The following is a 26164-nucleotide window of genomic DNA, read 5'->3' on the forward strand; positions in this document are numbered from 1 at the left end:
ATCACAGATCACCCCGCCGGCGGAGGAAGGCGACCTCACCGAGCGCGACGGCGGCGAGTCCGAGCGCGACCCACTCGGTCAGCGGACCCGGCACGGTCCGCTCTTCTTCCCTCGTTGTCGGTCCGCCGCCGGCGTCGGACTCGACCGGCGTTGCCGATACGTCCGATTCCTGCGGATCCAACAGCGACGCGCTGTATCGGCTCCCGTCGGCGACGTAGAAGCCGGCGTCCGTGGCGTCGATTCGCGAGGCCGTCACCTCGCCGCGCGGCGTCTCGATCGTCGTCTCGTTGTCGAAGGAGAGCCGATCGCCCGTCTCGCGGTTCAGCTCCGACAGCGACTCCCGGCCCGCGAGCGCGTAGACGCTCCGCTTCCAGAAGATCGGATACTCGAAGTCGAACTTGAACGACGACGCCGACTCGATGTACCCGTAGTAGAGCACCCGTCCGTCGCCCCGGCGCTCGGTCGCGACGATCGGCGTGCCGTCGTTCGTCGAGACGAGCGCCCGTCCCGACCGGAGGTCACCGCGGACGTACCGCTCCGGCGGCGGGAAGGTGACCTCGCGCGTCAGTTCGTCCGCTGCGGGCGTCGCGAGCGTCGGGTTCGTTCCCATCGCGTCGGGGGCGAGCAAGAGCAGGTCGCCGTAGGCCTCGACCGGCATCGACTCGTCCGCCTGGATGCCGACGCCGCCGCCCGCCGCGAGGGCGTCGCGGCCGGCGGAGACGTGAGAGTCCCGGATCTCGTCGGCGTCGACGTTGCTGTAGAGGACGACGTCGTAAGTCTCCTCGGGCGGTTCGGGGATCGAGTCCGGCGGTTCGACGATCGTCAGTTCGACCGGACTGATCACCGAAAGTGCCGTCGTGAGATAGCGGTTCTCGTCGTTAGTGACGAGAAGCACGTCGACGGCGGCGTCCTCGGGCGCAGCGACGTACGCGGTGTCGTCGGTGGGGAAGGAGTCACCCGGCGAGAGCCGGATCTCGCCCCCGCCGGCGGGCACCGGGAGCGTGACGCTGCGGACGTCGCCGGGAGCGAGCGAGACGCTCTCTTCGGCTTCGCCCAGCGCGACCTGTCTGGTGACCGCCTCGCTCCCGAAGTTCTGCACCGAGACGGTCACTTCCTCCCCCGAGAACTCCCGGTCGACGATACCGACGTTGCCGTCGCCGCCGCCGTCGAACTGCCGGAGGTCGACCGTCAGCCCGCGGGCGCGGGCGGACTGGATCGCCGCCTCCCAGTCGGTGTCGCCGGCGAAGTCGCTGAGGACGACGATCCGGGCGTTCTCGCCGGCGAGACTCGACCCGCGCGCGACCGCCGTCCGGAGGTCGCCGGGCGCGTCGGTGGCGCGGAGGTCCGAGAGCGTCTCCGCCGCGTCGCTCGCGGTGCCGGCTCTGAGGGCGATCGAGGACTGCCCGTCGACGACGACCACCGAGGTCGTCGAGGAGGTCTCCTCGCGTGCGGCGGCGACGGCGCGTTCGAAGCGCGTCCGGCCGTCGCTCTCGGCGTTCATACTCGCGCTGGCGTCGACGACGAGGACCGTCTCCTCGACGGTCTCGGACTCCGAAACCGGAACGTACGGCGTCGCGAGCGCCGTCGCGAAGAGGACGATCGCGAGCAGTTGGAGGAGCAGCAGGGCGCTGCGCTTCAGGCGTTCGAGCAGCGGCCGCGACGAGGACCTGCCGTCCGAATCCGACAGGAAACGGACGGTCGGCAGCGTCACGCGTCGCGGATCCGGTCGGATCAGGTACAGGAGTACCACGGGAACCGCAGCGAGGAGGGCAGCGAGTCCGAGCGGGGAGAGGAAGGCGTCCGAGAGGGCCATCGTGCGTGAGGCGGTCCCCCGGGGTATTGTGCCTTTCCCACCTGCGGCGCGAACGGTGGGCGGTCGCCGCCGACACGTCGGGGACGGGAGAGCAAACCCTTTCAATCGGGGCCGCTTCGGATCGCGTATGGAAGCGAAGCGGGAACTGCTCGACCTGTTGCTGAGCGACGCTCGACAGAGCACCGAGGACATCGCGCGACAACTCGGCGTGGACGCAGCAACGGTCGAGAAACTGGTCGACGAACTGGAGTCCGAGGGCGCGGTCCGCGGCTACCAGGCGGTCGTCGACTGGGACAGCGTAGACGAGGAACACGTCCGTGCGGAGGTCGAGTTGAACGTCGAACTCGACCGCGAGACCGGCTACGAGGAGATCGCCCGGCGCATCGCGAAGTTCCCCGAGGTGGCGTCGCTGCGGCTCATCTCCGGGAGTTACGACTTCGCCGTCGACGTCGAGGGCGAGTCGATGCACGACGTCTCGAACTTCGTCTCCGAGCAGATCGCGCCGATCCCGGAGGTCACCCAGACGGTGACGCACTTCGTGATGCGGACCTACAAGGAGCGCGGCGTCTACTTCGGCGACGGCGACGACGACGACCGCCTCGCCGTCTCGCCATGACAGGTCCGACAGAGCGGCTCTCCCGGCGGGCCAGAGAGACGCCGCCGTCGGGGATCAGGCGGTTCTTCGAACTCGCCGAGGAGATGGACGACCTCGTCTCGCTCGGCGTCGGCGAACCCGACTTCTCAGCGCCGTGGGCGGCCCGAACGGCGGCGATCGACTCCCTGGAGCGGGGACGGACCTCCTACACGGCCAACCGTGGGCGACGGGACCTCCGCGAGCGGATCGCAGAGCACGTCACGCGCTACGACCTCTCCTACGATCCCGACGACGAGATCCTCGTCAGCACGGGCGCGAGCGAGGCGGTCGACCTCGCGATGCGTGCGCTCATCGACCCCGGCGACGCCGTCGCGGTCCCGCAGCCCTCGTACATCTCCTACGGACCGACGGTGACGTTCTCGGGCGGCGAGGTCGTTCCGGTGGAGACCCACGCGGAGAACGACTTCGTCCTCACGTACGAGGATCTCGAACGCGCCGGTGCCGACGAGGCCTCGATCCTCGTGCTCTGTTACCCGAACAATCCCACGGGCGCGGTGATGACGCGAGAGGAACTTGCGGAGGTCGCGGAGTTCGTCCGCGAGCACGACCTCTTCGTCCTCTCCGACGAGATCTACGCGGCGCTCCGCTACGAGGACGAGCACGTCTCGATCGCGACGCTGCCGGAGATGCGCGAGCGGACCGTCGTGTTCAACGGGTTCTCGAAAGCGTACGCGATGACGGGGATGCGGCTCGGGTACGCGCTCGGGCCCTCGGCGGTGATCGACGCGATGAACCGGATCCACCAGTACACGATGCTGTCGGCGCCGACGACCGCGCAGTTCGCCGCGATCGAAGCGCTCGACTCCTGCGACGGCGCGGTCGAAGAGATGCGCCGGGAGTTCGACCGCCGTCGTCAGTTCGTCATCTCGCGGTTCAACGAGATCGGGATGGACTGCTTCGAGGCGAAGGGCGCGTTCTACGTCTTCCCGAAGTGCCCGCCGGGCTGGGAGGACGACGAGGCGTTCGCGGAGGCGCTCATCCGTGAGGAGCGCGTCGCACTCGTCCCCGGCCGCGTCTTCGGCGACGGGGGAGAGGGACACCTCCGCGTGTCGTACGCGTCCAGTATGGGAGAGCTGAAAGAGGCGCTGAACCGGATCGAATCGTTCGTCGAGAGCCGCTGACCTCCGTCGTCGCGAGGGACCGCCCCCGTCTCATCAGTCGGGAGGTACCGACGTCGTGGTCGACCGATGGCCGACGATCCGCCCGAACGTTTCGTATCACAAACTATTACTTCGATCGATGCGTACGGAAGTGACGAATGCACACAGGTGGCGGTACCGACGGGAATACCGTCGGTGCCACTGTGGGCGTCGCGACCGCCCTCGACGATCTGAAGTCCCGCGGCAGCGCGCTCTTGGTCGTCGGAACAGTCCCCGAAGACGTCTACACTCGGGTCTCCGCGTGCCTCCTCGGCGGGAACGGCGACGCGGACCGCCGGCGACTCGTCGTCGAACGTGGGTCGGGTTCGGACGTCCGGTTCGATCAGATCGATCGCTGGACGCCGGAGTGGACGCGGATCCTCAGCGTCGACCTCGCCGCCCGGAACTCGACAGCGGACGCGTCGGGAGCGACTGGTGCAAGCGATCGGCTCGGCCCGGACGGGTCCAGCGGCCTCGCTTCGCCGACTGCCCCACCGTCACCGACGTCGGATTCGACGTCGTTCGACGCGTACGGCGGCGATCGGACCCGGGACGACGCAACGGTCACAGTCGAGGGATCGATCGTCGATCTCGGCGTCGAGATCGGCACGGCGATCCGGGAGTTCGACGCCGTCGCGGGTGATCTCGACCCCGCCGAGTTACGCGTCGCGTTCGACTGTGTGGCCCCGTTGCTTTCGGAGTACGACAGACAGACCGTGTTTCGCTTCCTCCACCTGCTCGCGAACGATGTCAGGTCCGTCGGGGGTATGGGACACGTCCGCGTGCCCGAACCGTTCGATTCGGAGATCGTCCGCCTCTTCGCGCCGCTTTTCGACGCGGTCGTCGAACTGCGGCTCGACGGCAGAGAGCCACAGCAGCGCTGGCATCTCCGCGACGCCGGGCTCACCTCGGAGTGGCTCCCGATCGACGACGGGCGGTAGCCCGACCACCAGTACGCTTTTTGCGGCGTAAGTGATGTATTGTCACGATGGAAGGGCTCGGGGGCCGTACGACGCCAGCGGGGGAGCGAGCCGGATCGACCGGTTCGAATCACCTCCAGATCGAGTTCGATAGCTCGACCGAACGGACCGAACTCGAAGTCTCCGACCCGATCGAGCGGAGCCAGTTCGTGCTCTCCTCGCCCGATCCGATGCGGATTAGGGAGGCCGATCCGGACGCGTTCCGATTCCCGGCAGATGGGGCGGTGAGCGTTCGAACCGACCGGTTAGACCTCGAGACCGTCGTGTCGGTCTGCATTCGCGACGGCGGGGGGAACATGATCGCACAGGCCGAACACTTCGCCGACGAGACGTTTCCGCGGGGGACCTACAGCGTCGAACTGTTCGCTCCGATCAAACTCTACCTCCGCGTCGACTCGTCGCTGCGCGTGGTCTCGGACGCGACGCAGACGCGAGTGGAGTTCGGCGAGGAGACCGACGTGCTCGTCGGGGCGCGGTCGCACCACAAGCGCCCGGCGGCGACGATCCGGACCACGGATCGGCCGCGGGACGCGATGCGTGCGGTCTCGCTTCTGGGATCGGCGCTGAAGACGACGAGCGTCGAGCGATCGTACCCCACGCTCCGCGGGCATCCCCCGGTCATCGAGCGTGGCGACCGGTTCGAGGCACCCGACGGACTGGAGCCGCCCGAGACCGACGTCACGATCGAACTGCCCGAGACGCGCCGGCACGTCTACGTCGCCGCGCCGCTGGCGTACTACCTCGGCGCGACCGTCGTACCCGGGGACTCGCCCCGAATCGTGACCGAGGGCGGGTTCAGCCACGATCTCGACGGCCCAGACGGCTTCGAGGCGTCCGTCGAACGCGTGCTCAAACAGACGTTCTTCTTGGACTGTCTCACCCGGACCGAGGGCTACTACGAGGTCGACCTCCACGAGCGGCGGACGCTCGAACCGAGACTCGGGTTGGACTTCGCAGACCTCTACGACCGTTCGATCGGCGAGCAGCTAGAGGCGTATCTCGGCGTCCCGTACGAGATCGTCGAATCCGAGATTCCCGACTGGAAGTTGACCGCGCACGTCGCGCCGTCGACGTCGAACGTGGAGGTGCTGCCGTTCGTCGCAAACGACCTCGCCGTGGTGACGACGCCGCAGTCGAAACCGACCGCCGGGTCGGCGGTCCAGGCAAATGCCGTCGCGGAGTTCGTCCGTGGACCCCCGGAACCGACGGCGACGCCGTCGAGGGTCGAGGAGTTCACGCGTAGCACGAGCACGCGGAGCCGCGACGCTCGAACCGCCGACGCCGAGCGGACGTACGTCCAGCCCCCCGAGACCGACTCGTTGGAACAGGCGTGGCTCGGGACGGGGATCCCGATCGGCGCGAGCAAGGCGTCCCTGCAGGCGTATCGGAACCGCCTGACGCGGGAGCCGATCGAGGGCGACATCGGTATCACCGTTGTCTGCAACGACCCGCGAATGGCCGAGGAACGCGACGCCGTCGAGGCGGTGTACGGATCGCGCGAGGAACTCCCGTTCGACATCAGGACGCACTACGAACTGACCGTCGCGGAACTCCGGTCCGTGCTCGCAGAGGAGACGGAGTTCCTCCACTACATCGGGCACATCGACGAGGACGGCTTTCAGTGCCCGGACGGCGCGCTCGACGTCACGAGCATCGAGACGATCGGCGTGGACTCGTTCCTCCTCAACGCCTGTCAGTCCTACGAGCAGGGGATGGAACTCATCGAACGGGGCGCGATCGCGGGCATCGTCACCCTCAGCGACGTCGTCAACAGCGGGGCGGTCGACATCGGCCGCAGTCTGGCCCGACTGTTGAACTACGGGTTCCCGATCAGGATCTCGCTGGATCTGGCCTGCAGAGACAGCTACATCGGCAGCGACTACATCGTCGTCGGCGACGGGAGTTTCTCCGTGGCGCAGGTTCAGGCGATGCTCCCGAATATGGTGAAGATAACGAAGGACACTGATCAGTACCTTTTGGAGTATGTCACATACCCTGCCGCTGAGTTCGGCCTCGGGAGCCTCGTCAGTCCGTACGTGCCCGGCAACGATCGTCACTATCTGTCGTCGGGGACGATCGACACGTTCCGACTGTCGCGCGGGGAAGCCGCGGACTTTCTCTCTCTAGAGAATATACCAGTGTTGATCAATCAGCAACTCCGGTGGAGCGATACCGTCGATCTCGAAGATCTGTAATCTCTCTCAGGGACCCGAGATTGCGGTGTGATTCCCGGCGGCGACGGTTCCAGCCTGCGAGAGCAGGAGGAGCGCGGTGAAGAGGACGCCCATCGCGCGGGGGTGGTCAGCGAGGTACTGTGCGACCGCGTTGGTGTCATTTTCGGACATGACGATTGGTACGTCGGCGCGCTTTAAAATAAAATTTTCTGACACTTTCTGATATAATATTATCTTAATTTAGTCAATGAAGAACGACACAAAAAGATGTACAGCGACGAGAGTGCCTCTCGAAGCCGGGTGGTTCTTAATTCGGCTTAATTGCCGTCCTTCGGAAAAAACCGCAGCGGACCTGTCGTCACTCGGAACTGTCAGCGTCGACGTCGAAGTCGCCGCCGAGATCCCGGTACATCGCCGTGAAGTCGTGCTCCTCGTCGAACGTGGTGAGCGTGTCGTCGAGCTGCGCCCGGAGGTTCTGAACGCGCTCTGTGAGCTTCTGGTACTCCTCGTGCTCTTCGAGGGTGGCCGCGTCCTTCTCGGACTCCAAGAGCGCCTTTTTCGAGGCGAGCGCGAACAGTTCTTGGATGCCGTCGTCGTAACTGTTCCGACGGAGCAGGTTCTCGACGGTCTCCTTCAGCGAGTCCCGTGACACCGGTTTGACAAGGTAGTCGTCGAAGCCCATCGCGACGATGTCGAAATCGGGCTCGACGGCGGTGACCATCGCGACGCGGCAGCCGACATCGCGCTCTCGTATCGCTTCCAGCGCCTCGTCGCCCGAGAGATCCGGCATCCGTCGATCGAGCAGGACCACCTCGACCTCCTCGTCGAGTTCCTCGAGCGCCTCGCGACCGCCGTAGGCGACGCGAACGCGATACTCGTCTCTCAACCACGTTGCGTACAGGTCGGCGAGGTCTGGCTCGTCTTCCACGACGAGCACCATCGGCGGATCAGCACTCATTGGTTAGTCTGCGGTGTTCTGAGACACCGATACGAAGGATTGGCTGCCGAGGGCATATCAAGATACCCCTTGTGAGTTCGTCAGTGACGAGTCGGAAAAATCGCAGACCTGAACGGGTTAATATCGGGTTAAGACTCGGATCAGTTCCCGTCGGGGCTGTAGTTCGGTGCCTCGTCGGTGATCATCACGTCGTGGGGGTGGCCCTCGGTCTGTCCGGCGCTGGAGACGCGGACGAACTCGGCGCGGTCTTTGAATTCGGGGATCGTTCCGGCGCCGACGTAACCCATCCCCGAGCGCATTCCACCGACGAGCTGGTGGAGCTCCGAGGCGAGCGTGCCCTTGTACGGCGTCGCGGCCTCGACGCCCTCGGGGACGAACTCCTCGTCCTCCTCGCTGTCCTTGAGGTAGCGCTCGCTCCCGCCGGACTTCATCGCGCCGACGGAGCCCATCCCCCGGTACTGCTTGTACTTCTTGCCGTTCATCGTGATGACGCGGCCGGGCGCTTCCTCGGTCCCCGCGAAGTAAGAGCCGAGCATCACGGCGTCCGCGCCCGCGGCGATGGCCTTGATCGCGTCGCCGGAGTAGCGGATGCCGCCGTCGGCGATGACGGGGACGCCCTCGGACGCGGCCACGTCTGCGACCTGCGCGACGGCGGTGATCTGCGGCATCCCCGCGCCGGAGACGACGCGCGTGGTGCAAATCGATCCCGGCCCGATGCCGACCTTCACGCCGTCGGCGAAGTCGACCGCCGCCTCGGCGGCCTCGCGGGTGCCGATGTTGCCGACGACGACGTCCGCGTCGACCGAGGCTTTGATCTCCCGGGCGCTATCGAGGACGTTGAGATTGTGCGCGTGAGCGCAGTCGATGAAGATCACGTCCGCGCCCGCCTCGTCGGCGGCCTCCGCGCGGTCGGCGTCGAACGGGCCGACGGCGACGCCGACGCGCAGGCGGCCGCTCTCGTCGCGGGCGGCGTTCTCGTGTTCGCGTCGCTGGAGGATCCCCTGCATCGTGACGAGGCCGACGAGTCGATCGTCGTCGTCGACGATCGGGACCCGCTCGATCTTGTGGTCGTACATCAGTTCGAGCCCCTCGCGGGCCCCGACGTCGCGCGGCGCGGTGACGACCTCGTCGGTCATCGCCTCCCGGACCTCGTCGGTCTCGCCGACCTCGAGATACGGCCGGATGTCCGTCCCGGAGATGATCCCGAGGACGGTGTCGTCGTCGTCGACGACGGGCGCACCGGAGACGCCTTCGCGCTCCATCATCTCGTCCACGTCGCGGACCGTCTGTGTCGGACTCGCAGTCACGACGTTCTCCCGACGGATCACCAGTTCGTCGGCGCGCTTGACGCGCTCGATTTCGGCGACCATCCGCTCGGTATCCATATTTTGGTGGAGAACGCCGAGACCGCCTTCCCGTGCCATACCGATGGCCATCCTGCCCTCCGTGACGGTGTCCATCGCGGCCGAGAGGATCGGGATGTTCAACTCGACGTTCTTCGAGACGTGTGTGGAGACGTCCGCCGAATCGGGTTCGACGCGGCTCTCCATCGGTCGGAGCAGGACGTCGTCGAACGTGAGCGCTTCCGGTACCTGTAGCTTTTCGGAGAATAGTTCCCGTGTAGAACCGTCTTTCGCCATATAAACGGTCCACAGCCTATCGACAAAAGCATTGCGAGACATCGTCGCTGTGGCGGCTGTTGTCATATCTTCACGTCCCAAGGCACAGATGCCGTCGCGTATCTGTCGCGTGCCTGTCTCGGCCGTCACTCTCCCACGGCGGAGGAAGACCAGTAGGTAATCGCCGCAAAGTTTGCCAGTAGATCCATCCAGAGACGACGCTTTGAGTGAATTCGTCCGTATTTCTCGAAGATCACGTAGTTCTCGGCGGCTCTGCTGTAAGAGACTCAGAACCGTGAGCACCAGTCCCACACAACGTTTAATATCCCACTCCGACACAATTCAGGTATGGACTCCGAGTGTCCCTCTGCATCGCGCATCGCAGGTCAGCAGACCACGGAATTCGATGCGAACTTTACATTTACAGCGATGCAGAACTTCAAACGCGGGAACTGGACGCTCCCCGCGCTCGATTCGCTCGGAGTGCTCGGGCAGCCCCACGGCGCATCCGCGCCGGGCTTGCGCCCGCATCGCCGTCTGGCCGATGGTGACGGCCGTTAGTCCCGAATGAGCGTCTCACGACACCCCGTCGCACTACGCCTCGAGCAGCGGGTGGGCGGTGCGACCCGACTCCTGGCGACGGTGATGGCTCTCCCGCTCGTCGACGGGATCTTCCCGGCACTCATCATCGCGGGAGCCCTCAGCACCCCGATGGGCATCATCGAGACGGGACTGCTGATATTCGGTGGTTCGGCGACCGTCGCGGTCATCCTCGCGGAGATGGACGGCACCCGTCGCGAACAGGTGACGTCGGTGCTCATCCTCGGCGCGCTCCTGCTCCCCGTGGCGGGGATCGAGGCCCTCTTCGCGGAGACGCTGAAGAGCGTGCTGAACTTCGAGGTCTTCCACCGGTTCGCGGGGCTCGTCATCCTCGCGGTGGCCGCGAAGACCGCCTCGGCGAAGATCGGCGAGTACCTCCCCTCGCCGAGCGTCATCATCGGCTTCGGGCTGATCGCGAGCCTGGAGGTCGGCGGCGCATCGCTCGTGATCAACCCCGACCCCGGGACGATCCTCCGGGCCGTCGCGGCCGCCGGCGTCGGCGTCGCGTTCGCACTCGCGGTGGCAGTCTTCGCCCCGCGGCTCCGCGGCGCGGTCGATATCGACCGCTTCCGCTTCGGGAGTTCAGTCGCGCTCGGAATGCTCGCGGTCGACGTGCTGGGGCTGCTTCCCACCCAGGCGCCCGTCGCACTGGCCGTGCTTGGCGTCACCGCCCTATTCGCCTACGACCCGGACGCGAGTCTGGAGAATGCCGAGGCCGCCGACCCCGCGGAGGCGTCCGAGGGGCCCGATCCCGACGTCACGCCGGAACCGTCGTCCGGATCCGCACTCTCCTCGCTGCGGGCCGCCGTCGCGGACGGCGGCAACCGCGAGGAAGACGGCGACGGTGACTCGCCTGACGAACGGGATTCAGAGGAGAGCGGCGGCGACGTCGGATACGGCTACCCCGATTCCGACAGCTCCGGTTCTCGGGCTCCGTGGCTCTGATGTGGCCCCGTCGACGAGCGTCGCCTCGCTGACGCACCGCTCACCCAGAGACGGCACGACGGATTTACCACGCTCCGCGTCGTCTTCGTGGTATGAGCAACCGCGTCGTCGAGGGACGGATGGTCACGCCGAAACGGCTCGCCGAACTCGTCGAGGGCGAAGCCCCGCTAGAAGCGGAGTCGATCGAGGACGCCGAGATCGACTGCCCCGAGTGCGGAGAAAACGTCATCTCTGTCGGGTACATGCCGAGCGTGACCGAATTCGTGACGGCCTACAAGTGCCAAGAATGCTCCTGGTCGGACACCGACCGGTAACTCCGGACCGCAGACCTCTTCGCCGCCGGCCCGCCGACCGATCGTAATTCCTTTATGCCGTATCGGCATACGGACGGATGCACACACAGGGGCCGTGGCCAAGCCCGGCATGGCGACTGACTCCAGAGGCTTGGCGCCCGGTGACGACACTCCAGACTGATATACCGAGCGGCCGACTGATCATCGGCTCGCAATGACGACCCTCTGGAGTACCGAGGCGCGTACCGGAGATATCAGTCGATCGGGGGTTCAAATCCCTCCGGCCCCATTTCAAACTTAGTCCTTGCGAAAGAAAGTAATAGAGGCACTTCTACGGCCGGAAAAGGATTTGCTGACCTAACGTTAATTTTGGTCAGATTTCGGGGGTGTTGGCGGTGACGCTGGAGCGTCGCGTCGACGCCGGCGGTCAAACGATCCGCGGACGGTGACTCTTCGAGGGGCGCGACGACGGACAGCACGCGGCGCTGCTCGATGCGAACGCCTACTACGCGCTGCCGATCTACGACGACGTCGACGGAGATCGTCTCGGTTCGGGACAAGAACGGCTCGGCATCGAGAAGGGTGACGACGTCTTCGTCAAAGGCGAAGGCGGCGACACGTCCCTGGAGGTCAAACCCACCGCCGGGCTGTTCGACTAATGACTCCGATCGCCTAGGAGACGGGTCTTCGGCGCGACACCGTACAGTCACACGTCGACGAAAACCGAGCCGGCGAATTGCACAAGCGGATTAGCTCCGCTTGTGCGAAAATCAGCGGGAAGTGTGTGCCTCTGACACGCGGCGTCAGCCGGTTGTCACGTAGGTTTATAAAAAGATTCATCGAGCGGAGCGCTCAGTCGGTCGAGATCGACGCCGGTTCGAGGGGGTTGTGCAAGAAATGAGGACCGAGAGCACCGACGAACGACAGCGACTCTGAGAGAATCTCTTCGAAGCGACCGACGAGAACGCGAAGTCGAAGGCGCTCGACGACGCGCGGTATTACTGTCGGTTCGGTGGCGACGATGCAGGACGGCTCGGGGTCGCTCGAACGAGCCTCCGGTGGAGCGTGGAAGTGCTTGTCCGGAGCGTTCGGTTTCGGGTGGTAGTCGAACCGGAAGTTCACTCCCTGTTCGTCCTGTAGTGGAAGCTGTAGTAGCCCCGCTGGAACCACCGGACGTCGAATCGACACCAATCGGCGTTCCCGTCGGCGAAGTGTATCTCCAGAGTCGTGGGATCCAATCGGCTGTCGAAGCCCACCGATCTTCGGAGGATTCGGCATCGACCATACAAACCGAGAGTCGTTCTAGGGACAAGATGCTGCCCGCTAAAAAAGCAATTTTTCGTCTATAGGGGAACCGTCGCGTTCCGACTGGTCTGAGCGTGGCTACGTATCGCCGTCGACGACGGCGACGGCCTCGATCTCGACGAGGAGTTCGGGGCTGATCAGTCGGCTCACTTCGAGCATACTCGTCGCCGGTCGGATGTCACCGAAGTACTCGCCGTGGGCGTCGCCGATCACCTCCCAATCGTCGATGTCGGTGACGAACATCCGAGTCCGAACGACGTCGTCGAGCGAGGCGTTAGCTTCCTTGAAGGCGGCCTCGATGTTCGAGAGCGCCTGTTTGGTCTGTTCGTAGGGATCGCCCTCGCCGACGACGTCGCCCTCGTCGTCGGTCGCGGTCGTCCCGGAGACGTGGATCTGAGAGCCGGCGCGGACCGCTCGGGAGTACCCGACCCGCGATTCCCACTCTGTGCCGGAAGAGATGCGACGACGTTCCATACGTACTGTGCATAGGCGATTCTCAAACCGGTTTCGGCAAGGACGGGAGTCACACGGCATCACTCAATTTCTTTTCTCTCGATGAGGAGACACGAGACAGTAGACGCACAGTCCTCTGAGGTGTTACAGGAAAATTACTAGTTCCGCGTTGACCGAATCACAGTGTATGATATGTCCGTACTGCGGAACGGTCGATACCTCGATCTCGAATCCGAACGTCTCTCGCGGAGATCGAGCGGTTCTGACTGATTGTCCGGACTGTGGCGAGACGATCCACGCCGTCGGTACGACCGACGAGGACGAAGACTCACCGCTGGAGACGGTCCACGAATACGAGACTGAAGAGGGGTGGGCTGTCGATCTGTACGTACAGCGTGAGCTTCCGAACGGATCGACACACGAAGATCGGGAGACAGACATTGACCGGGAGATCCGCGGGCCAGACGGGGAAATCGATCACTTCCTCGAATACAAGAGCCGGACCTGCAGCATCAACGCCTACGACGACACAATGTTCCGCGATCGGAAACTGAAGGAGGCCCGCGAGCTGCACTCGGAACACGATGTCCCGGTCAAGTTCCTCATTCGCTTCCTCGACTGTTGGGCGATTCACGAATACCAACCGAATCGAGAGTACGAGATCCGCGGGATGTACCGGAGCGACCGCGGACAGTACGAGGACCACGCGCTCGTTCCCGTGGAGGAATTCCGGATACTCGGCTGGCAGGAACACCTCCAGGGCGTCTGAACCCAGAGGCGCTTTCGTTCACGGCCCCCACAGCAGTTTATCGGCATCCCCTGTAGTCGAATCAGCCGTCGTCACCCGGTTCGGGGTCGGGGGCGAGCTCGTCGACGTCGTCGACGTCGGACCGCTCGCGGACCTCCTGCAGTTCTGTGTGGCGTGCGGCCGAGACCGACGACTGGGTTCAGTCGAGACAAAAATCCGTTTTCGGGTGAATCTCGTTCGTCTTGTGGGCTGTCACTCGGAGCCGTCGAGGTACGAATCGAGCGGAATACGTTCGACGCCGACGGTGTCGTAATCCTGCTCCGTGGAGAGGACGGTGTCGCCGTTGCCGTGCGCGATTCCGGCGTGTACAGAGTCGAACGGTGTAGTTCCGTACTCCTCGATGAAGGATATGGCCGCGAGGAGCGCTTCCTCGTGTTCGGCGGGGCGGACCGGAACGAGTTCGAGGAGGTTCGGAACGATCGTCGCGGCGTCGACGGCGTACTGGCCCGCGTCTTCGTCGTACCAGTACACCAGAAACTCCGTGTAGGCGGTGAGCGACGTGTAGATGTCTTCGGACTCGAGCGCGGCCTTCGCGTTCTCCTTCAGCCAGTCTTCGGGCTTCGCGAGCGCGAACAGAAAATCGCTCTCGACGTACATCCGGAGTCAGGCCCCTTCCTCGTCGCGTTCGGCTGCGACCTCGCGGGCCGCTTTCGAGCGGGCTTCGGCTTTGAGCTCGTCGACGTCTTTGCCAGCCAGGGCGTCGCCGACTTCGTCCTCGATCGCGGCGAGCGGGTCGTCGGCGACGGGGAACAGCGCGACGTGCGAGGGCAGTTCGACGATGCGGTATTTTCGCCCGTGCTTCTCCCGGATCTCCTTGGGAAGATAGATCCGGCCCCGCTTGTCGGCTTTCGAGGTCATAGAGGTACGTTCGGCCCGTACAAACAAAATCCTTCCCGTACTTCGACTGATTTTCCCGTATTATCTCGCGGGTCGAATCTACCGAGCCGGCTCGTCTTGCGAGTCCGATTTGGACTGCTTGGGGAGGTTCTTTCGCTCCGAGAAGTAGTACAGAATCACGACGAAGCCGATCGTGGGGACGACGACGCCGAGCCAATACTGTTCGGGGTCCTGCAGGTCAAGTCGCTTCGCGTCGAAGTACATCACGACGCCGAACAGGAGTTGGACGAGCGTCACACCGACCAACAGCAGGATCACCGGTTCAGTCATCGACCCTGTCTACACGTTTCCAGCGGATTACGGTTCCGTCAGATGGTGTTGCACAGAGTATACCAGTCATACCGAATTTGAATGACCGATATGCGTGCGTATAGATCGGGCCGTCGATCGGGGGACGAGTCCGTATAAAAGCCCAATATCTGGAAGATCCAACCCTCAAATATGGTTATCTCGACCACTTCGGTATGGGATGAGGTCGCTGAGGAGTTAACGTCCGAATCCGTAATCGAGTACGAAAAAGCGACCGTATACGGCGACTTTGAACAGGAACGAGTGATCCACCAGGGTAGCATTCGTCTACTGCCGAACGGGTGGATCGCCTTGCCGACCGGTCGTCTGCTGTCTCCCGAGGCAGTTCATCATATCGATCCATAGAATCTGTCCCGAGCGAATCGGAAGCCTCACAGGCGCGTTCCTCGAGAAGAAGTGGTACGTTCGTCCGCGGTGTTAAACCCATTCTCAACGTAGTCTCGCCTATGAACGGCTCACCGACAGAGAACCAGACCGACGCCGGTGTGGATGTCACCGTCGAACAGCGTGACACGACGCCCTCGATCGTGGTTCGCGCAGTGTACTTCCTCCTCATCGGATGGTGGGCGAGCGGGATCTGGCTGAGCATCGCGTGGTTCCTCAACCTCACGATCATCGGGATGCCGCTCGGGATCAAGATGATCAACAAAGTGCCGAAGATCGTCTCACTGAAGAATCAGAAGGTCACGGTGACGATTGCGCGAACCGAGGCAGGCGACGTGACCGTCACCGAATCCACGAGCGAGCAGTACTCACTCGTCGTTCGTGGGGTGTACTTCCTCCTGATCGGCTGGTGGTTCAGCGGAGTCTGGATGTCGATCGCGTGGCTCGCTTCGATTAGCATCGTCGGACTCCCGGTGGCAGTCTGGATGTACGACCGCCTTCCGTTCGTCGTCTCGCTGTACAAGTACTGAGCTCTCTTGATCCGGCCGAACAGATAATCACAGTACGACTACCGCAAAAGCACACGTTGGTCGATGTATGGCCAATTCAGTGGAAATCTGGCGTTCGACGGTCGTGTTTAGTTAAGCGATTGCTGGCCAGAGAGCCGTTGCTGGGTGGGAATGGAAGGGGCTTCCAAAGTCTTCTCTACACAATTCCTGACAATTTCCCTCCTAACTAAACAGTATCGCCACAGTACACGAACGATTTACGGTCGTCGAAACTGGTACTGTAGCTATGTGTGCTGTGGGTGCCCTCGCGCCACGCGTCGCCGTACTGGGTGAGCGACGGGCCGTGCGGGCTATCTCCGAAGAGGGGGGTGGGAACGGCGATTCACTGGTCGCCGAAGCGGTCGATCCGGCGACTGTGACGTCCGAAGCCGGCCCAGACCCGGTCGACTGCCTGGTTCTGGACAGCACACATCCGGACGTCGACGCGGTCGAGACGGTCGGTCAGTGGGCCGAAGAACGCCCGGCCGTACCGGTCATCGTTCTCACTGGTGAGTGGGACGAAGAACGGGTTCTCCAGATGGTGAACGCTGGCGCTGCCGAAACGCTCCCGGGGGAGATCGTCGACAGCGATCCGGAGTTGTTCGTGGAACGGGTGTCCGCTGCGGTCGACAGCGCAGTCGAGGAACGGAGTTTGACCGACGTCTACGACGACGTCGGTGACGGTGTCACGCTCCACGATCCGTTGGCCGGTGAACTCCTCGAAGCTAACGGAAAAATGAGTGAGCTGACCGGCTACGACCAGGAGACGCTACGGGAACGTGGCATCGGGGGCATCAGCGTGGCCGAGGAGGGCTACACCGAAGCGCGGGCTTACGAGATCCTGCGTGCGGTCGCGACGAGCGGGGACGCCGAGTCCGTCGAGTGGGTGATAGAGACGGCCGCGGGCGAGCGCAGACGTCTGGAGGCGAATTTCACCGCGGCGACGATGGGGGGTGGACGGGCCGCCATCCTCTTCCGAGACCTGACCGAGCGCCGGGAACTCGAGGAAACGTACCGAGAGATATTCGAGAACGTCTCGGACGGGCTCGTCGTCCACCATCCCGAAACCGGGGAGATCCTCGACGTCAACGATCGGTTCTGTGAGATGAACGGGTACGATCGCGAGGAGCTCCTCGGCGAAACGGTCGACATCGTCACGGGGTCCGGCTACACGTACGAGTGCGTCCTGGAGCGAATCCGAGCGGCCCGCGAAGAGGGCGCACAGTTGTTCGAGTGGCGCAACCAGCGCGCCGACGGAGAGACGTTCCCGGTCGAAGTCCATCTGAGCGTGGTCAGTATCCGCGGAAAGGAGCGCGTCCTCGGGAGCGTTCGCGACATCACCGACCGCCGGCGAACGGAGCGGCGACTCACGGCGATCCTCGACCGGATCGACGACGCGATCTATCTGACGTCGGCGACGGAGCTCACCCGGCCGTCGCAGACGCCGGACTACCTGAGTTCGGGATACGAAGACATCTGGGGACAGCCGCTCGATAGCCTCAGAGAAAAGTACGAGAACGGGTTCTTCGAGACGCTCCACCCGGAGGACGAAGCCGAGTACCGGGAGTTCGTCGAGCGACTCGCTCGCGAGATCGAAACCGACGACGCGGCGGACAGTTACACGATGGAGTACCGGATCGAACGCCCCGACGGGGAGATCCGCTGGGTACACTCGGAGTACTACCCACTCGATTGGGGGCGGACGCCGCGTCGGGTCGTGATCGTGAGCCGCGACGTCACCGAACGCAAGCGCACCGCGCGGAACCTCCGGATGATCGCCGAGCGCGTCGACGAGGCCATCTACATGTCCTCGCCGGACAAATCCGAGGTGTACTACGCCTCGCCGTCGTTCGAGGACCTCTGGGACATCCCGACCGAACGGATCTACGAGGATCCACAGGCGTTCATCGACCGCGTCCACCCCGACGACAGAGAGTGGTTCCGCGAGGAGTACGAACGGATCCGGCGGGACCTGACGGACCCCGACCGCGAGCCGCAGGACACCTACGAACTGGAGTACCGCGTTCGCCACGGTGACGATTCCGTCCGCTGGATCAGCGTCCGCGGCTACCCCGTCTACGACGGCACCGGCGACGTCGACCGGTGGATCGCGGTCAACCGAGAGGTGACAGAGCGCAAGGCGCGCGAACGCCGCATCGCCTCCTTCGACGACGCCACCGACGACTTGGCGACGGCGGACACGCCCGAGGAAGCGGCCGAGATGGCCGTGACGGCGGCGACCGAGACCCTGAACCTCCCCGCCGTCGCCGTCTTCCTCTACGACGACGACGACGGCGTCCTCCGACCGGAGGCGTTCGTCGGCGCGTTCTCCGAGGATATCGAGAGCGAGCCGATCAGAGCCGGCGACGGCAGGCTCTGGGAGACGTTCACGAAGGGGTCAGTCGCCGCGGCGGACAGCGCGGGAGACCGGAGCGGCGTCGCCGACGGTGGGGTGTCCGAACCCCTTGCGGAACTGGCGGACTGGCGCGCGCTCTCGTTGGGGACGCACGGAGTGCTGCTCGCCGGGTCCACCGACGAATCGTTCGACCCCGAGACGGTCCAGGCGACGCACATCCTCGCGGCGACGCTGGAGGCCGCACTCAACCATCTCCGGGGACAGCGTCGCCTCGCCGCACAAGAAGAGCAGCTCAGGACGCAGACGGAGCGCGCGGAACGGCTGGACCGGATCGCGAGCCTCACACAACAGGTCGAGGCCGCGATCACGGACGCCTCGACGTCGGGTGACGTCGAACGGGCGGTCTGCCAGCGCCTCGTCGACCCCGGTCCGTACGACCTCGCGTGGATCGGGGACGCCGGGGTCGGGGCCGAGCGCCTGACGCCCCGGACCGTCGTCGGTGCGTCAGAGGAATTCGTCCAGACGAACGACCTCCGAACGGACGAGGACACCGCAGACCCCCATCCTGCGGTGACCGCCTGGGAGAGCGGCGAGGTGCGGGTCGAGAACTCGCTGGTGAATAGCGGCCTGACCGGCGAATGGCGACAGCACGGGCTCTCGGCGGGGTACCAGTCGATCTGTGCCGTTCCGTTGACCGACGACGGGATCACCCACGGCGTGTTGGTCATCGGCAACGACGAACCGGGTGCCTTCGGCGACCGGGAGCGGGACGTGCTCTCGCAGTTGGGGACGTCGATCGCGAACGCGCTGGCTGCGATCGAACGTCGTCGCGCCCTCGAGTCCGACGAAACTGTCGAACTGGAGTTCCGGGGTTCGGGAGACGAGCTGTCTTTCGCCGCCGCGGCCGCCGCCGCCGACTGTCGCGTGCGACTCGAACGGACCGTCGCCAGACAGGACGGGTCCGTGAGCCTCTACTTCAGTTTCGAGGGGGATGTTCCGAGCGACCTGGAGGCGGTCGTAGACCGGACCTTCCCCGGATCGGTCGACGTCGTGGCCGACGGTTCGTCGCCGCTGTTCGAGGTGCGGACGGACGGGTGGTTCGGCGCGCCGCTGGCGGAGTACGGCGGGATGCTGCGGGAGGCCTCGGCGGATCCCGGCGAGACGACGATCGTCGTCGAGGTCCCCGAGCAGGCCGACGTCAGGTCGTTCGTCGAGCGGTTGCAAGCCGTTGCCCCCTCTCTCGAACTCGTCGCGAAACGACAGCACCGAGAGCGCGATCGAACTCCGGCGACGATAAGCGACCGGCTCGGTTCGGAACTCACCGACCGTCAGCTCGAAGTCCTGCAGACCGCGCTCTCGGCGGGCTACTTCGAGTGGCCCCGCGACCACGACGGCAGCGAGGTCGCGGACCGGCTCGGAATCACCCAGCCGACGTTCAACAAGCACCTCCGGATCGCGGAACGAGAGACCTTCGAACTCCTGTTCGGCGACGGTCCCTGACTCCGACCCAACTGTTCCATCGGATTCGGTGAGAACGACGATACGCTCGATCGGGTCGGCGACGATGCGTTCGATCGTGTCGGCGACGGTTCGCTCGACCGTGTCGGCGACGGTTCGCTCAATCGTGTCGACGACGGTTCGCTCGATCGTGTCGGCCCCAACGGCGGCTCCCTTCACCGGTGATTCTGCGCGATTCGACGTCCTGGTTTTCGTGGGCGTGCTCGGCCCGAACCGCGCTCCTTTCAGTCACCCGAAGAGGGGACCGGCTCGGACGGCAGCTGATCTGATACCGTCTGGTAGACCTCACCCGCTTCCGACTGCGTGCCGACGATCAGCACCAGCGGGTCGCCGGCCGGCGCGTACACGTCCATCCGCCGTCCCTTCTCGGAGTACCACTGGTCGATCACCTCGGCGAGACCGGCCTCGACGAGGTTGTCGAGGTGGTAGCTGGCGTTCTGGATCGAGGTGTCGATCCGATCTGCGAGCTCCGACTGCGTCGCCGGACCGCGGTACAGTTCCGTGAGGATCGAACGAGCGACCGTCGAGGACAGCGTGGAGAACACGCTCTCCGACTCGCTGTCGTCGAGATCGACGACCCGTGAGACGTGGTCCGGTCGGTCGGCGGTAGTCTCCCGCTGAAGGACGTGACTCATACGTTCCACGTCGGGTCGGATCCCCACAAGCGCACTCACTACGCCCGTAGATGACCGGTCCGTTCGCGGGCAACGTGGATTGACCGATGCGGCGACGAGCTCCGACGTCGGTCGGGAGTCAGCACGCACCGTCGATAGGCAGCAACACCGTCGGCAGGCGGCGTCGTTACGTCGACAACCGACCGGCGATCTCGATCGCGCGATCGGTCGATCCCTCGACGACGACCGCAGTCGTCACGCCGTCCTCGGACCACGCCGCGACGGAACGGTTCTCAGCGGTGCTCACCGTGACCGTCCGGTTGTCGACCGTCGTCGTGGAGGCGTTCTCCGCCAGCCGATCGAACCGATCGGCCGCGGTCGTCGAGACGATGCTCACGTTCCCGCCGTCGGTGACGTACCGCTGCGCGACGATCGTCTCGCCCTGACGAACGGTGACCGTCGCCTCCGCGAAGGTGCCGTCGAGGCGGGGCAGCGTCAGGTCCGTGGCCGACTGCGCGGCCGCGAAGTCGTCGTGGCGCTCGAACGTCGAGAGCGCGACGCGATCGGTCGGCGGGTCGAACGTGCTGTCGTGGATCGACACGTCGAACGCGGTCGATTCGACGGAGACCACAGTTCGGTTCGTGCCGTCGGTGGCCACCGCGCGGACGACCCGGTAGTCGTCCTGTGCGACCCACAGGGACGTGGACCCGTCCGCCTCGGGGTGTGTCAGTTCAACCTCGTAGGTATCGACCCCGTCGACCGACGGCGTGCCGACGAGCGTCGCCGTGACGTTCGAGGCGTTCACCGTCGGGTGGCCGTGCCGAGACAGACGTTCGCTGTGCTCGCTCGACGTCACGCCCGCGGGGCCGGCGGGTCGGGCAACCGCTTCCCGGTCACCCTCCGCGAGATCGTCGGCGGACCAGGCGGCCGATCGGTTCGGGCCGACAGCCCAGACGACGCTCCCGTTCGATCCCACACGGTACGTCGCCCCGTCGTGAGTCACGACCGTGCGGCTCCGGTTGTCGGCGGCGGCGACCTCGACGGTCGCGGTCGTCGACGCGCTCTCGTTTTCGATCGTCACCGCGGCCGTCGTCGTGATCGACTCGGCGCTCTCGTAGCGCTCCTCGACGCGGTCGAGCACTTCGTCGCCGGAGGGTTGCTGGAACGGTCCGATCGCACCCGTGACGGCTGCCGACCCTGCGAGGGCGAGGGCGACCGCCACGAGGACGACCAGACCGCGACCTCCTCCCAATCGGGAACTCATAGGTGCCGGTTAGGACTGGAAGATGAAGTGTGTTCCTGCGGGCGTTCCCTCTCCCGGACAACGCTGATACGCGTCGCCGTCTAAGTGGGCCCGAATGGGACAGGCAGACGCGGACGACGTAGTGACCCTGACGGACGTCCGGAAGACGTACGACCTCGGCGGTACCGTGCAGGCGCTCGGCGGTGTGTCGCTGTCGTTGCCACGCGGATCCTACACGGCCGTGATGGGACCGAGCGGCTCCGGGAAGAGCACGCTCTTGAACCTCGTCGGCGGCCTGGATACCCCCTCCGAGGGACGTGTCACCGTCGGCGGGCGGGACCTCTCGACGGCGACGGAGGCCGAGCGGGCCGCGATCCGCGGGAGCCGGGTCGGGTTCGTCTTCCAGACGTTCAACCTGATGCCTCGGCTCACGGCGGTCGAGAACGTCGCGATGCCGCTCGTGTTCGACGGGTGGGACCGAAGCCGACGTCGCGAGCGCGCACGGGAGTTGTTGAGCGAGGTGGGACTCGGAAACCGACTGGACCACAAGCCGACGGAGCTCAGCGGCGGCCAGCGGCAGCGGGTCGCCATCGCTCGCGCGCTCGCGCCGGACCCGGAGTTGATCCTCGCCGACGAGCCGACCGGCAACGTCGACACCGAGACCGGCGAACGGATTATGGGCTTGCTCGGAGACCTCCACGCCGACGGGCACACGATTCTGCTCGTCACCCACGAGCGGCGGATCGCCGAACGCGCCGAGCGGATCGTTCACGTGCGGGACGGTGTCGTCGAGCGGACCGAGGAGTTGATCGACTGATGGACCCGCGGGAGTCGTTCACCATCGCGGCCCGGTCGATCCGCTCGCACAAACTCCGGTCGGCGCTGACGGTGATCGGAGTCGTCATCGGAATCGCCTCGGTCGTCGCCTTCGCGACGTTCGGCGCGAGCGTCGAGTCGGAGATCGTCGGCAGCATCTCCGACTCCGGCGCGAACAACGTCTACGTCCTCGGCCAGCCCGCCGACGAGGAGGGCTTCGAGCAGGCGCTCCAACCGGTGTTCACCGAGTACGACATCGCCCGGCTGTCGGAGATCCCGGGCGTCGAAGCGGTCATCCCGCGCGGCTCGATCCCCGCCAACTCTGTGACACACCGCGGCGAGACGGTGTCGATCCAAGGGGCGACCGCGACGACGCCGGCGGCGGTGACGAACGAGACGCTCGTCGCGGGTCGAAGCTTCCGGAGCGGCGCGGACGAGACCGTTCTCAACCGCGCAGCGGCGGAGACGACGTTCGAGGGGAACGTCACCGTCGGCGACGAGATCACGGTCCGCCGGACCGACGAGACGTGGAACCTCACCGTCGTCGGGGTCGTCAACGGCACCGCGGGCGAACTGCCGGTGGGCAACTTCGGGCCGCAGCCGCAGTTCTACGTCCCCGCCGACCCCTATTACCAGGCCGTCGTCGAGAGCCCCGGTGCGAACGCCCGACAGCGCGCGTACCCGCAGCTAACCGTCGTCGCGGTCCCGGCCGAGACGCTCGCGGTTACAGAGCGCGTCGAGACGTACCTCCGGGAAGAGTCTGACGCTCGCCACCTCGCGCCCAGCGGCGTCGACCTGGTCGCGCGGACCAGCGGCGACTTCGCCGAGCAGATCAGCGACGTGATCCAGCAGATCACCCGCTTCGTCACCGGTATCGCCGTCATCGCCCTCGTCGTCGGCGCGATCGGCATCGCCAACATCATGCTGGTCAGCGTGACCGAACGCACCCGCGAGATCGGGATTATGAAGGCCGTCGGGGCGCGCAACCGCGACGTGATGGAGCTGTTCCTGCTCGAGGCGACGCTGCTCGGAGCCGTCGGGGCGGTCCTGGGGCTTCCGCTGGGCCTCGCGGTCGGCTGGGCGGCGACCCGCTACGCCGAAGTCGGGTTCGCCTTCGCGCCGTACTGGTCGGCGCTCGCCGTCCTCGTCGGCGTCCTCGTCGGCGTGGTCGCCGGGCTCTACCCCGCGTGGCGGGCGGCCCGGGTCGATCCGATCGACGCGCTGCGGTACGAGTGACGTCTTTGAGGCGACTTTCGAGGGAAGTTTCCGCCGTGTCCGAAAATAGTACGCGTGTTGCTAGACGGCTGTCGCGGAGAGGCTCAGGCTCCCCGAGATCTCGTCTGTCGTCGTGCCTTCCAGTGCGTTGACGATGAACGAGAGTCCGATCGATTCGCCGGTGGCCAACTGAGCGTCCAGTTGGCCGGTTATCGGACTCGTCGCGAGTCCCTCCCGTGAACCGCTACCGCCCTGGGAGGACTGCAGCTCGAAGGCGTACTCGGTACCGCCATCGATGTCGTCGTTCAGCTCGAAGTCGATCGTGATCGAGAGGTCTTCGGCGGACTGGTTCACGACGGCCAACGCTGATTCGAGGGAGTCCTGGCCATCGCTCATATCAGAGGGATCGTCGTCCGTGACCACGGAGAACGTGTCGCCCGTGATGTCGCTCACGTCGTCGTCGGTGACGAACGCGCCGAACTGATAGACCGAGCTGACGTTCACGCCGGGATCACCGTCGCCGAGCGAGACGGTCAGTTCGCCGCCACTACTCATTCGAACCCCCGCGATCGCCTCGTTGGCGACCAGTCCGATCAGCCCGTCGCTGTCGTCGACGACCTCGATCTTCGACCGCCGGGAGACCTCCGCAGCACCGAACGCCCCGGTACCGGAGGCTAGCGCTCCCGTACCGACCAGTGCTCCCAGCCCGGCCAAGACGTCACGTCGGTTCATAGTTGAATCCCCGTGGTGGAGTTACTGATCAGCGGTGCTGAAATCGTCGTGACTCCCCGCGCGGACAGTGATATCGCCGTCCAGATCGTCACCTGTATCCGCGTCGCCGACGACGACGAGGAGGCTGATCTTGACGTCCTTCCCCGAATCGACGTCTGTCGAGTAGTCAGTGTCGTCGGAGTAGATGATACTCGCCTCCCGAGCATCGGGCGTCGCCGACGCGATGAGTGCGCTCGTCTGCTCCGAGTCATCTTGCCCCTCCTCGTACTGAGAGACCATATACACTTCAGCTTCCGACGGGAAATCTTCATTGGCCTCGTACGCCACTTCTATTGCTTGGTCCGACCCGGACTGGTTGAGCAGTTTGAACGCGTAGTGGTCCTCAATGTCACTGTCCGTGTCGATTGCGACATCCTCAACGGTGGTATCCAGCGTCGGGTTTCCAGGGACTTCGTCGAGGTTGCCGATTCCCCCGAGTCCACCAACTTGGTACTTCGAATTCGGATTGACACCATCTCCGGGCCCATCCGGGTTGAAGTTGATGACGAGTTCGTTGTCGTTGGAGCCCCCATCATTCGAGACGAGTTCGCTGTCGCCTGCTTCAAGACCGATCAGCCCGTTCGTGTCATCCACGACACCGATGTTCGCTTCCCGACCGTCGAGTTCCGCGGCAGTGAACGCGCCTGTCCCCATCGCGGCCGCGCTTCCTGAAGCCAATGCACCGAGTCCGATCACGAATTTGCGTCGTTCCATAGCGTATCTCACCTGTGTTGGCACCCCCGCGACCCGCCGTCCGGGCCGGGAGTGCTCACCTGATCCATAGGGAGGATGGTACTTCGTTATGAGATTCTCGACACGAGAGCGAGACTGTCTCGATGAATAGCGTGTGTGTCTCGATACGCCGAAGGGACGTCTCGCTGTCGACATCAGGACGACCCTGAAACGTTATAGCCGCCGCCTATAGCCGTTCAGGACCTCGTCTCGTGAGAAGCTGTGACCTAGAGGCGTTGCTTCAAATTTCACCGTGAATTCAGGCCGCCCCTTCGCGATCGATAGAGATCGACTATTCGTATCAGATCTTTGAACCTGACCAGTTAACTATCCAACCTATTTATGATGTCTCCTCTCACACATTTGACCGAAATAGCCGGCCCGGGGTGGGGACCCACCGGCGAACGAAACAAGGGAGGATCACAACAATGCTATCTGCCATCACTACAGGGAAGCAGTCGGCGGTGAACGGAGGTGACCTATCGGAAGACGACATCTTCGAAGTGCTGTCGAATCGGCGGCGACGCTACGTCGTCCACGCGCTCAAACGCGCCCAGGAGCCGGTCGAGATCGCCGACCTCTCCACGCACGTGACCGCGTGGGAGGTCGATATCGACCCGGAGGACGTCCGCTACGAGGACCGTCGGAACGTGTACAGCACGTTGCAGCGCACGCACCTGCCGAAGATGGAGGAGAAGAATCTCGTGACGATCGACGAAGAGGAGAACCTCGTCCGAGCGACGGACAGGCTGGAAGACCTGGACATCTACGTCGAGGTTCTCCAGAGCACGGAGATCCCGTGGAGTCTCTACTACGTGGGGCTCGCGGGCATCGCCCTCTCACTCCTGCTCGCGGTCGCGACCGGCACGCCGGGATTCGCGACGCTCGCGCCGATCGACGTCGGGGCGTTCATCGCCACCGCCTTCGGGGTGTCCTCGATCGTTCACTACGTCGTCGGAAAGCGGACCCGTCTCGGGACGTCCGAACGACCGCCCGAACTCCGGCAGATATGACCCGGA

Annotated in this window: 27 protein-coding genes and 1 tRNA gene; 15 read left to right on the forward strand and 13 right to left on the reverse strand. The window is 64.8% G+C overall.

The genetic code is table 11. The features are described 5' to 3' along the window. Position 1: 1 nt before the first annotated feature. A complete protein-coding gene (locus NO876_RS05515; RefSeq protein ID WP_256420685.1) occupies positions 2-1813 on the reverse strand; it encodes a vWA domain-containing protein in 1812 nt (603 codons plus the stop codon). Between the two features lie 127 nt (positions 1814-1940). Between NO876_RS05515 and NO876_RS05520 the strand changes: the two genes are divergently transcribed. The 4 genes from NO876_RS05520 to NO876_RS05535 all read left to right on the forward strand — a co-directional run bounded on the left by NO876_RS05520 (position 1941) and on the right by NO876_RS05535 (position 6782). Continuing rightward, positions 1941-2429 (forward strand): Lrp/AsnC family transcriptional regulator, encoded by a 489-nt coding sequence (locus tag NO876_RS05520; RefSeq protein WP_256420686.1) that lies wholly within the window; start codon positions 1941-1943, stop codon positions 2427-2429. Further along, positions 2426-3589 carry a pyridoxal phosphate-dependent aminotransferase gene (locus tag NO876_RS05525; RefSeq protein ID WP_256420687.1) on the forward strand — a complete coding sequence of 388 codons (1164 nt, stop codon included), beginning with the start codon at positions 2426-2428 and terminating at the stop codon, positions 3587-3589. The genes NO876_RS05520 and NO876_RS05525 overlap by 4 nt, the downstream gene beginning before the upstream one ends. Before the next feature lie 137 nt (positions 3590-3726). Continuing rightward, positions 3727-4548 (forward strand): DUF7504 family protein, encoded by an 822-nt coding sequence (locus NO876_RS05530; RefSeq protein WP_256420688.1) that lies wholly within the window; start codon positions 3727-3729, stop codon positions 4546-4548. A 47-nt stretch (positions 4549-4595) separates the two neighbouring features. Further along, entirely contained in the window at positions 4596-6782 is a 2187-nt protein-coding gene (locus tag NO876_RS05535) for a hypothetical protein (RefSeq protein ID WP_256420689.1), read from the forward strand. Between the two features lie 6 nt (positions 6783-6788). Here the strand turns inward: NO876_RS05535 and NO876_RS05540 are convergent, their stop codons facing one another. The 3 genes from NO876_RS05540 to guaB all read right to left on the reverse strand — a co-directional run bounded on the left by NO876_RS05540 (position 6789) and on the right by guaB (position 9359). Beyond that, on the reverse strand, positions 6789-6932 hold the full coding sequence (locus NO876_RS05540) for a DUF7503 family protein (protein ID WP_256420690.1): 144 nt from the start codon (positions 6930-6932) through the stop codon (positions 6789-6791). 187 nt (positions 6933-7119) lie between these two features. Further along, the gene (locus NO876_RS05545; protein ID WP_256420691.1) at positions 7120-7719 is read right to left on the reverse strand and encodes a HalX domain-containing protein; all 600 of its coding nucleotides are present in this window, start codon (positions 7717-7719) and stop codon (positions 7120-7122) included. Positions 7720-7859: 140 nt separating this feature from the next. Continuing rightward, on the reverse strand, positions 7860-9359 hold the full coding sequence (gene guaB / locus NO876_RS05550; protein WP_256420692.1) for an IMP dehydrogenase: 1500 nt from the start codon (positions 9357-9359) through the stop codon (positions 7860-7862). Between the two features lie 327 nt (positions 9360-9686). Between guaB and NO876_RS18180 the strand changes: the two genes are divergently transcribed. The 4 genes from NO876_RS18180 (at position 9687) to NO876_RS05565 (ending at position 11465) form a co-directional block, all read left to right on the forward strand. Further along, on the forward strand, positions 9687-9899 hold the full coding sequence (locus NO876_RS18180) for a DUF8099 family protein (RefSeq protein WP_390277626.1): 213 nt from the start codon (positions 9687-9689) through the stop codon (positions 9897-9899). A gap of 6 nt (positions 9900-9905) precedes the next feature. Continuing rightward, complete coding sequence (locus NO876_RS05555; protein ID WP_256420693.1) at positions 9906-10883, forward strand: DUF5794 domain-containing protein; 978 nt, start codon at positions 9906-9908, stop codon at positions 10881-10883. Between the two features lie 92 nt (positions 10884-10975). Then, positions 10976-11197, forward strand: coding sequence for a DUF5795 family protein (locus NO876_RS05560; RefSeq protein ID WP_256420694.1), 222 nt, complete (start codon positions 10976-10978; stop codon positions 11195-11197). An 88-nt stretch (positions 11198-11285) separates the two neighbouring features. After that, positions 11286-11465 (forward strand) — tRNA-Trp (locus NO876_RS05565). Positions 11466-12028: 563 nt separating this feature from the next. Here the strand turns inward: NO876_RS05565 and NO876_RS05570 are convergent. After that, on the reverse strand, positions 12029-12364 hold the full coding sequence (locus tag NO876_RS05570) for a hypothetical protein (protein WP_256420695.1): 336 nt from the start codon (positions 12362-12364) through the stop codon (positions 12029-12031). Between the two features lie 195 nt (positions 12365-12559). Continuing rightward, positions 12560-12955 (reverse strand): RidA family protein, encoded by a 396-nt coding sequence (locus NO876_RS05575; RefSeq protein ID WP_256420696.1) that lies wholly within the window; start codon positions 12953-12955, stop codon positions 12560-12562. A 166-nt stretch (positions 12956-13121) separates the two neighbouring features. On the opposite strand from NO876_RS05575, the gene NO876_RS05580 reads away from it, so the two are divergent. Beyond that, complete coding sequence (locus tag NO876_RS05580) at positions 13122-13703, forward strand: hypothetical protein (protein WP_256420697.1); 582 nt, start codon at positions 13122-13124, stop codon at positions 13701-13703. 231 nt (positions 13704-13934) lie between these two features. Here the strand turns inward: NO876_RS05580 and NO876_RS05585 are convergent, their stop codons facing one another. The 3 genes from NO876_RS05585 to NO876_RS05595 form a co-directional block, all read right to left on the reverse strand. After that, positions 13935-14339: a PIN domain nuclease gene (locus tag NO876_RS05585; RefSeq protein WP_256420698.1), complete on the reverse strand. Its 405-nt coding sequence runs from the start codon at positions 14337-14339 to the stop codon at positions 13935-13937. A 6-nt stretch (positions 14340-14345) separates the two neighbouring features. Further along, positions 14346-14600, reverse strand: a complete 255-nt coding sequence (locus tag NO876_RS05590; RefSeq protein WP_256420699.1) for an AbrB/MazE/SpoVT family DNA-binding domain-containing protein — start codon at positions 14598-14600, stop codon at positions 14346-14348. 78 nt (positions 14601-14678) lie between these two features. After that, positions 14679-14909, reverse strand: a complete 231-nt coding sequence (locus NO876_RS05595; protein WP_256420700.1) for a hypothetical protein — start codon at positions 14907-14909, stop codon at positions 14679-14681. Positions 14910-15080: 171 nt separating this feature from the next. Here NO876_RS05595 and NO876_RS05600 point away from each other — a divergent pair, with 171 nt between their 5' ends. The 3 genes from NO876_RS05600 (at position 15081) to NO876_RS05610 (ending at position 19736) form a co-directional block, all read left to right on the forward strand. After that, entirely contained in the window at positions 15081-15293 is a 213-nt protein-coding gene (locus NO876_RS05600; protein ID WP_256420702.1) for a hypothetical protein, read from the forward strand. A gap of 101 nt (positions 15294-15394) precedes the next feature. Continuing rightward, a complete protein-coding gene (locus NO876_RS05605; protein ID WP_256420703.1) occupies positions 15395-15862 on the forward strand; it encodes a YccF domain-containing protein in 468 nt (155 codons plus the stop codon). Between the two features lie 265 nt (positions 15863-16127). Beyond that, positions 16128-19736: a PAS domain S-box protein gene (locus tag NO876_RS05610; RefSeq protein ID WP_256420704.1), complete on the forward strand. Its 3609-nt coding sequence runs from the start codon at positions 16128-16130 to the stop codon at positions 19734-19736. Between the two features lie 242 nt (positions 19737-19978). Here the strand turns inward: NO876_RS05610 and NO876_RS05615 are convergent, their stop codons facing one another. Then, a complete protein-coding gene (locus tag NO876_RS05615) occupies positions 19979-20389 on the reverse strand; it encodes an ArsR/SmtB family transcription factor (RefSeq protein ID WP_256420705.1) in 411 nt (136 codons plus the stop codon). A 166-nt stretch (positions 20390-20555) separates the two neighbouring features. Beyond that, a complete protein-coding gene (locus NO876_RS05620; protein ID WP_256420706.1) occupies positions 20556-21632 on the reverse strand; it encodes a LolA family protein in 1077 nt (358 codons plus the stop codon). A gap of 94 nt (positions 21633-21726) precedes the next feature. On the opposite strand from NO876_RS05620, the gene NO876_RS05625 reads away from it, so the two are divergent. Together NO876_RS05625 and NO876_RS05630 are read left to right on the forward strand one after the other, a co-directional pair. Next, positions 21727-22428, forward strand: coding sequence for an ABC transporter ATP-binding protein (locus NO876_RS05625; protein WP_256420707.1), 702 nt, complete (start codon positions 21727-21729; stop codon positions 22426-22428). Then, a complete protein-coding gene (locus NO876_RS05630; RefSeq protein ID WP_256420708.1) occupies positions 22428-23663 on the forward strand; it encodes an ABC transporter permease in 1236 nt (411 codons plus the stop codon). The genes NO876_RS05625 and NO876_RS05630 overlap by 1 nt, the downstream gene beginning before the upstream one ends. A 60-nt stretch (positions 23664-23723) precedes the next feature. Here NO876_RS05630 and NO876_RS05635 read toward each other — a convergent pair whose 3' ends face one another. Both NO876_RS05635 and NO876_RS05640 read right to left on the reverse strand, forming a co-directional pair. Then, positions 23724-24374: a hypothetical protein gene (locus tag NO876_RS05635; RefSeq protein ID WP_256420709.1), complete on the reverse strand. Its 651-nt coding sequence runs from the start codon at positions 24372-24374 to the stop codon at positions 23724-23726. 21 nt (positions 24375-24395) lie between these two features. Then, positions 24396-25127 carry a hypothetical protein gene (locus NO876_RS05640; protein ID WP_256420710.1) on the reverse strand — a complete coding sequence of 244 codons (732 nt, stop codon included), beginning with the start codon at positions 25125-25127 and terminating at the stop codon, positions 24396-24398. A gap of 446 nt (positions 25128-25573) precedes the next feature. On the opposite strand from NO876_RS05640, the gene NO876_RS05645 reads away from it, so the two are divergent. After that, positions 25574-26158: a DUF7344 domain-containing protein gene (locus tag NO876_RS05645; protein ID WP_256420711.1), complete on the forward strand. Its 585-nt coding sequence runs from the start codon at positions 25574-25576 to the stop codon at positions 26156-26158. Positions 26159-26164: the final 6 nt, after the last annotated feature.

This window comes from Halobellus rarus, assembly GCF_024494595.1.
GTDB lineage: Archaea > Halobacteriota > Halobacteria > Halobacteriales > Haloferacaceae > Haloquadratum > Haloquadratum rarum.

Coding starts and splice junctions, on each gene's coding strand:
- NO876_RS05515 (WP_256420685.1), bottom strand. CDS start 1,813: ATGGCCCTCTCGGACGCCTTCCTCTCCCCGCTCGGACTCGCTGCCCTC.
- NO876_RS05520 (WP_256420686.1), top strand. CDS start 1,941: ATGGAAGCGAAGCGGGAACTGCTCGACCTGTTGCTGAGCGACGCTCGA.
- NO876_RS05525 (WP_256420687.1), top strand. CDS start 2,426: ATGACAGGTCCGACAGAGCGGCTCTCCCGGCGGGCCAGAGAGACGCCG.
- NO876_RS05530 (WP_256420688.1), top strand. CDS start 3,727: ATGCACACAGGTGGCGGTACCGACGGGAATACCGTCGGTGCCACTGTG.
- NO876_RS05535 (WP_256420689.1), top strand. CDS start 4,596: ATGGAAGGGCTCGGGGGCCGTACGACGCCAGCGGGGGAGCGAGCCGGA.
- NO876_RS05540 (WP_256420690.1), bottom strand. CDS start 6,932: ATGTCCGAAAATGACACCAACGCGGTCGCACAGTACCTCGCTGACCAC.
- NO876_RS05545 (WP_256420691.1), bottom strand. CDS start 7,719: ATGAGTGCTGATCCGCCGATGGTGCTCGTCGTGGAAGACGAGCCAGAC.
- guaB (WP_256420692.1), bottom strand. CDS start 9,359: ATGGCGAAAGACGGTTCTACACGGGAACTATTCTCCGAAAAGCTACAG.
- NO876_RS18180 (WP_390277626.1), top strand. CDS start 9,687: ATGGACTCCGAGTGTCCCTCTGCATCGCGCATCGCAGGTCAGCAGACC.
- NO876_RS05555 (WP_256420693.1), top strand. CDS start 9,906: ATGAGCGTCTCACGACACCCCGTCGCACTACGCCTCGAGCAGCGGGTG.
- NO876_RS05560 (WP_256420694.1), top strand. CDS start 10,976: ATGAGCAACCGCGTCGTCGAGGGACGGATGGTCACGCCGAAACGGCTC.
- NO876_RS05575 (WP_256420696.1), bottom strand. CDS start 12,955: ATGGAACGTCGTCGCATCTCTTCCGGCACAGAGTGGGAATCGCGGGTC.
- NO876_RS05580 (WP_256420697.1), top strand. CDS start 13,122: ATGATATGTCCGTACTGCGGAACGGTCGATACCTCGATCTCGAATCCG.
- NO876_RS05585 (WP_256420698.1), bottom strand. CDS start 14,339: ATGTACGTCGAGAGCGATTTTCTGTTCGCGCTCGCGAAGCCCGAAGAC.
- NO876_RS05590 (WP_256420699.1), bottom strand. CDS start 14,600: ATGACCTCGAAAGCCGACAAGCGGGGCCGGATCTATCTTCCCAAGGAG.
- NO876_RS05595 (WP_256420700.1), bottom strand. CDS start 14,909: ATGACTGAACCGGTGATCCTGCTGTTGGTCGGTGTGACGCTCGTCCAA.
- NO876_RS05600 (WP_256420702.1), top strand. CDS start 15,081: ATGGTTATCTCGACCACTTCGGTATGGGATGAGGTCGCTGAGGAGTTA.
- NO876_RS05605 (WP_256420703.1), top strand. CDS start 15,395: ATGAACGGCTCACCGACAGAGAACCAGACCGACGCCGGTGTGGATGTC.
- NO876_RS05610 (WP_256420704.1), top strand. CDS start 16,128: ATGTGTGCTGTGGGTGCCCTCGCGCCACGCGTCGCCGTACTGGGTGAG.
- NO876_RS05615 (WP_256420705.1), bottom strand. CDS start 20,389: ATGAGTCACGTCCTTCAGCGGGAGACTACCGCCGACCGACCGGACCAC.
- NO876_RS05620 (WP_256420706.1), bottom strand. CDS start 21,632: ATGAGTTCCCGATTGGGAGGAGGTCGCGGTCTGGTCGTCCTCGTGGCG.
- NO876_RS05625 (WP_256420707.1), top strand. CDS start 21,727: ATGGGACAGGCAGACGCGGACGACGTAGTGACCCTGACGGACGTCCGG.
- NO876_RS05630 (WP_256420708.1), top strand. CDS start 22,428: ATGGACCCGCGGGAGTCGTTCACCATCGCGGCCCGGTCGATCCGCTCG.
- NO876_RS05635 (WP_256420709.1), bottom strand. CDS start 24,374: ATGAACCGACGTGACGTCTTGGCCGGGCTGGGAGCACTGGTCGGTACG.
- NO876_RS05640 (WP_256420710.1), bottom strand. CDS start 25,127: ATGGAACGACGCAAATTCGTGATCGGACTCGGTGCATTGGCTTCAGGA.
- NO876_RS05645 (WP_256420711.1), top strand. CDS start 25,574: ATGCTATCTGCCATCACTACAGGGAAGCAGTCGGCGGTGAACGGAGGT.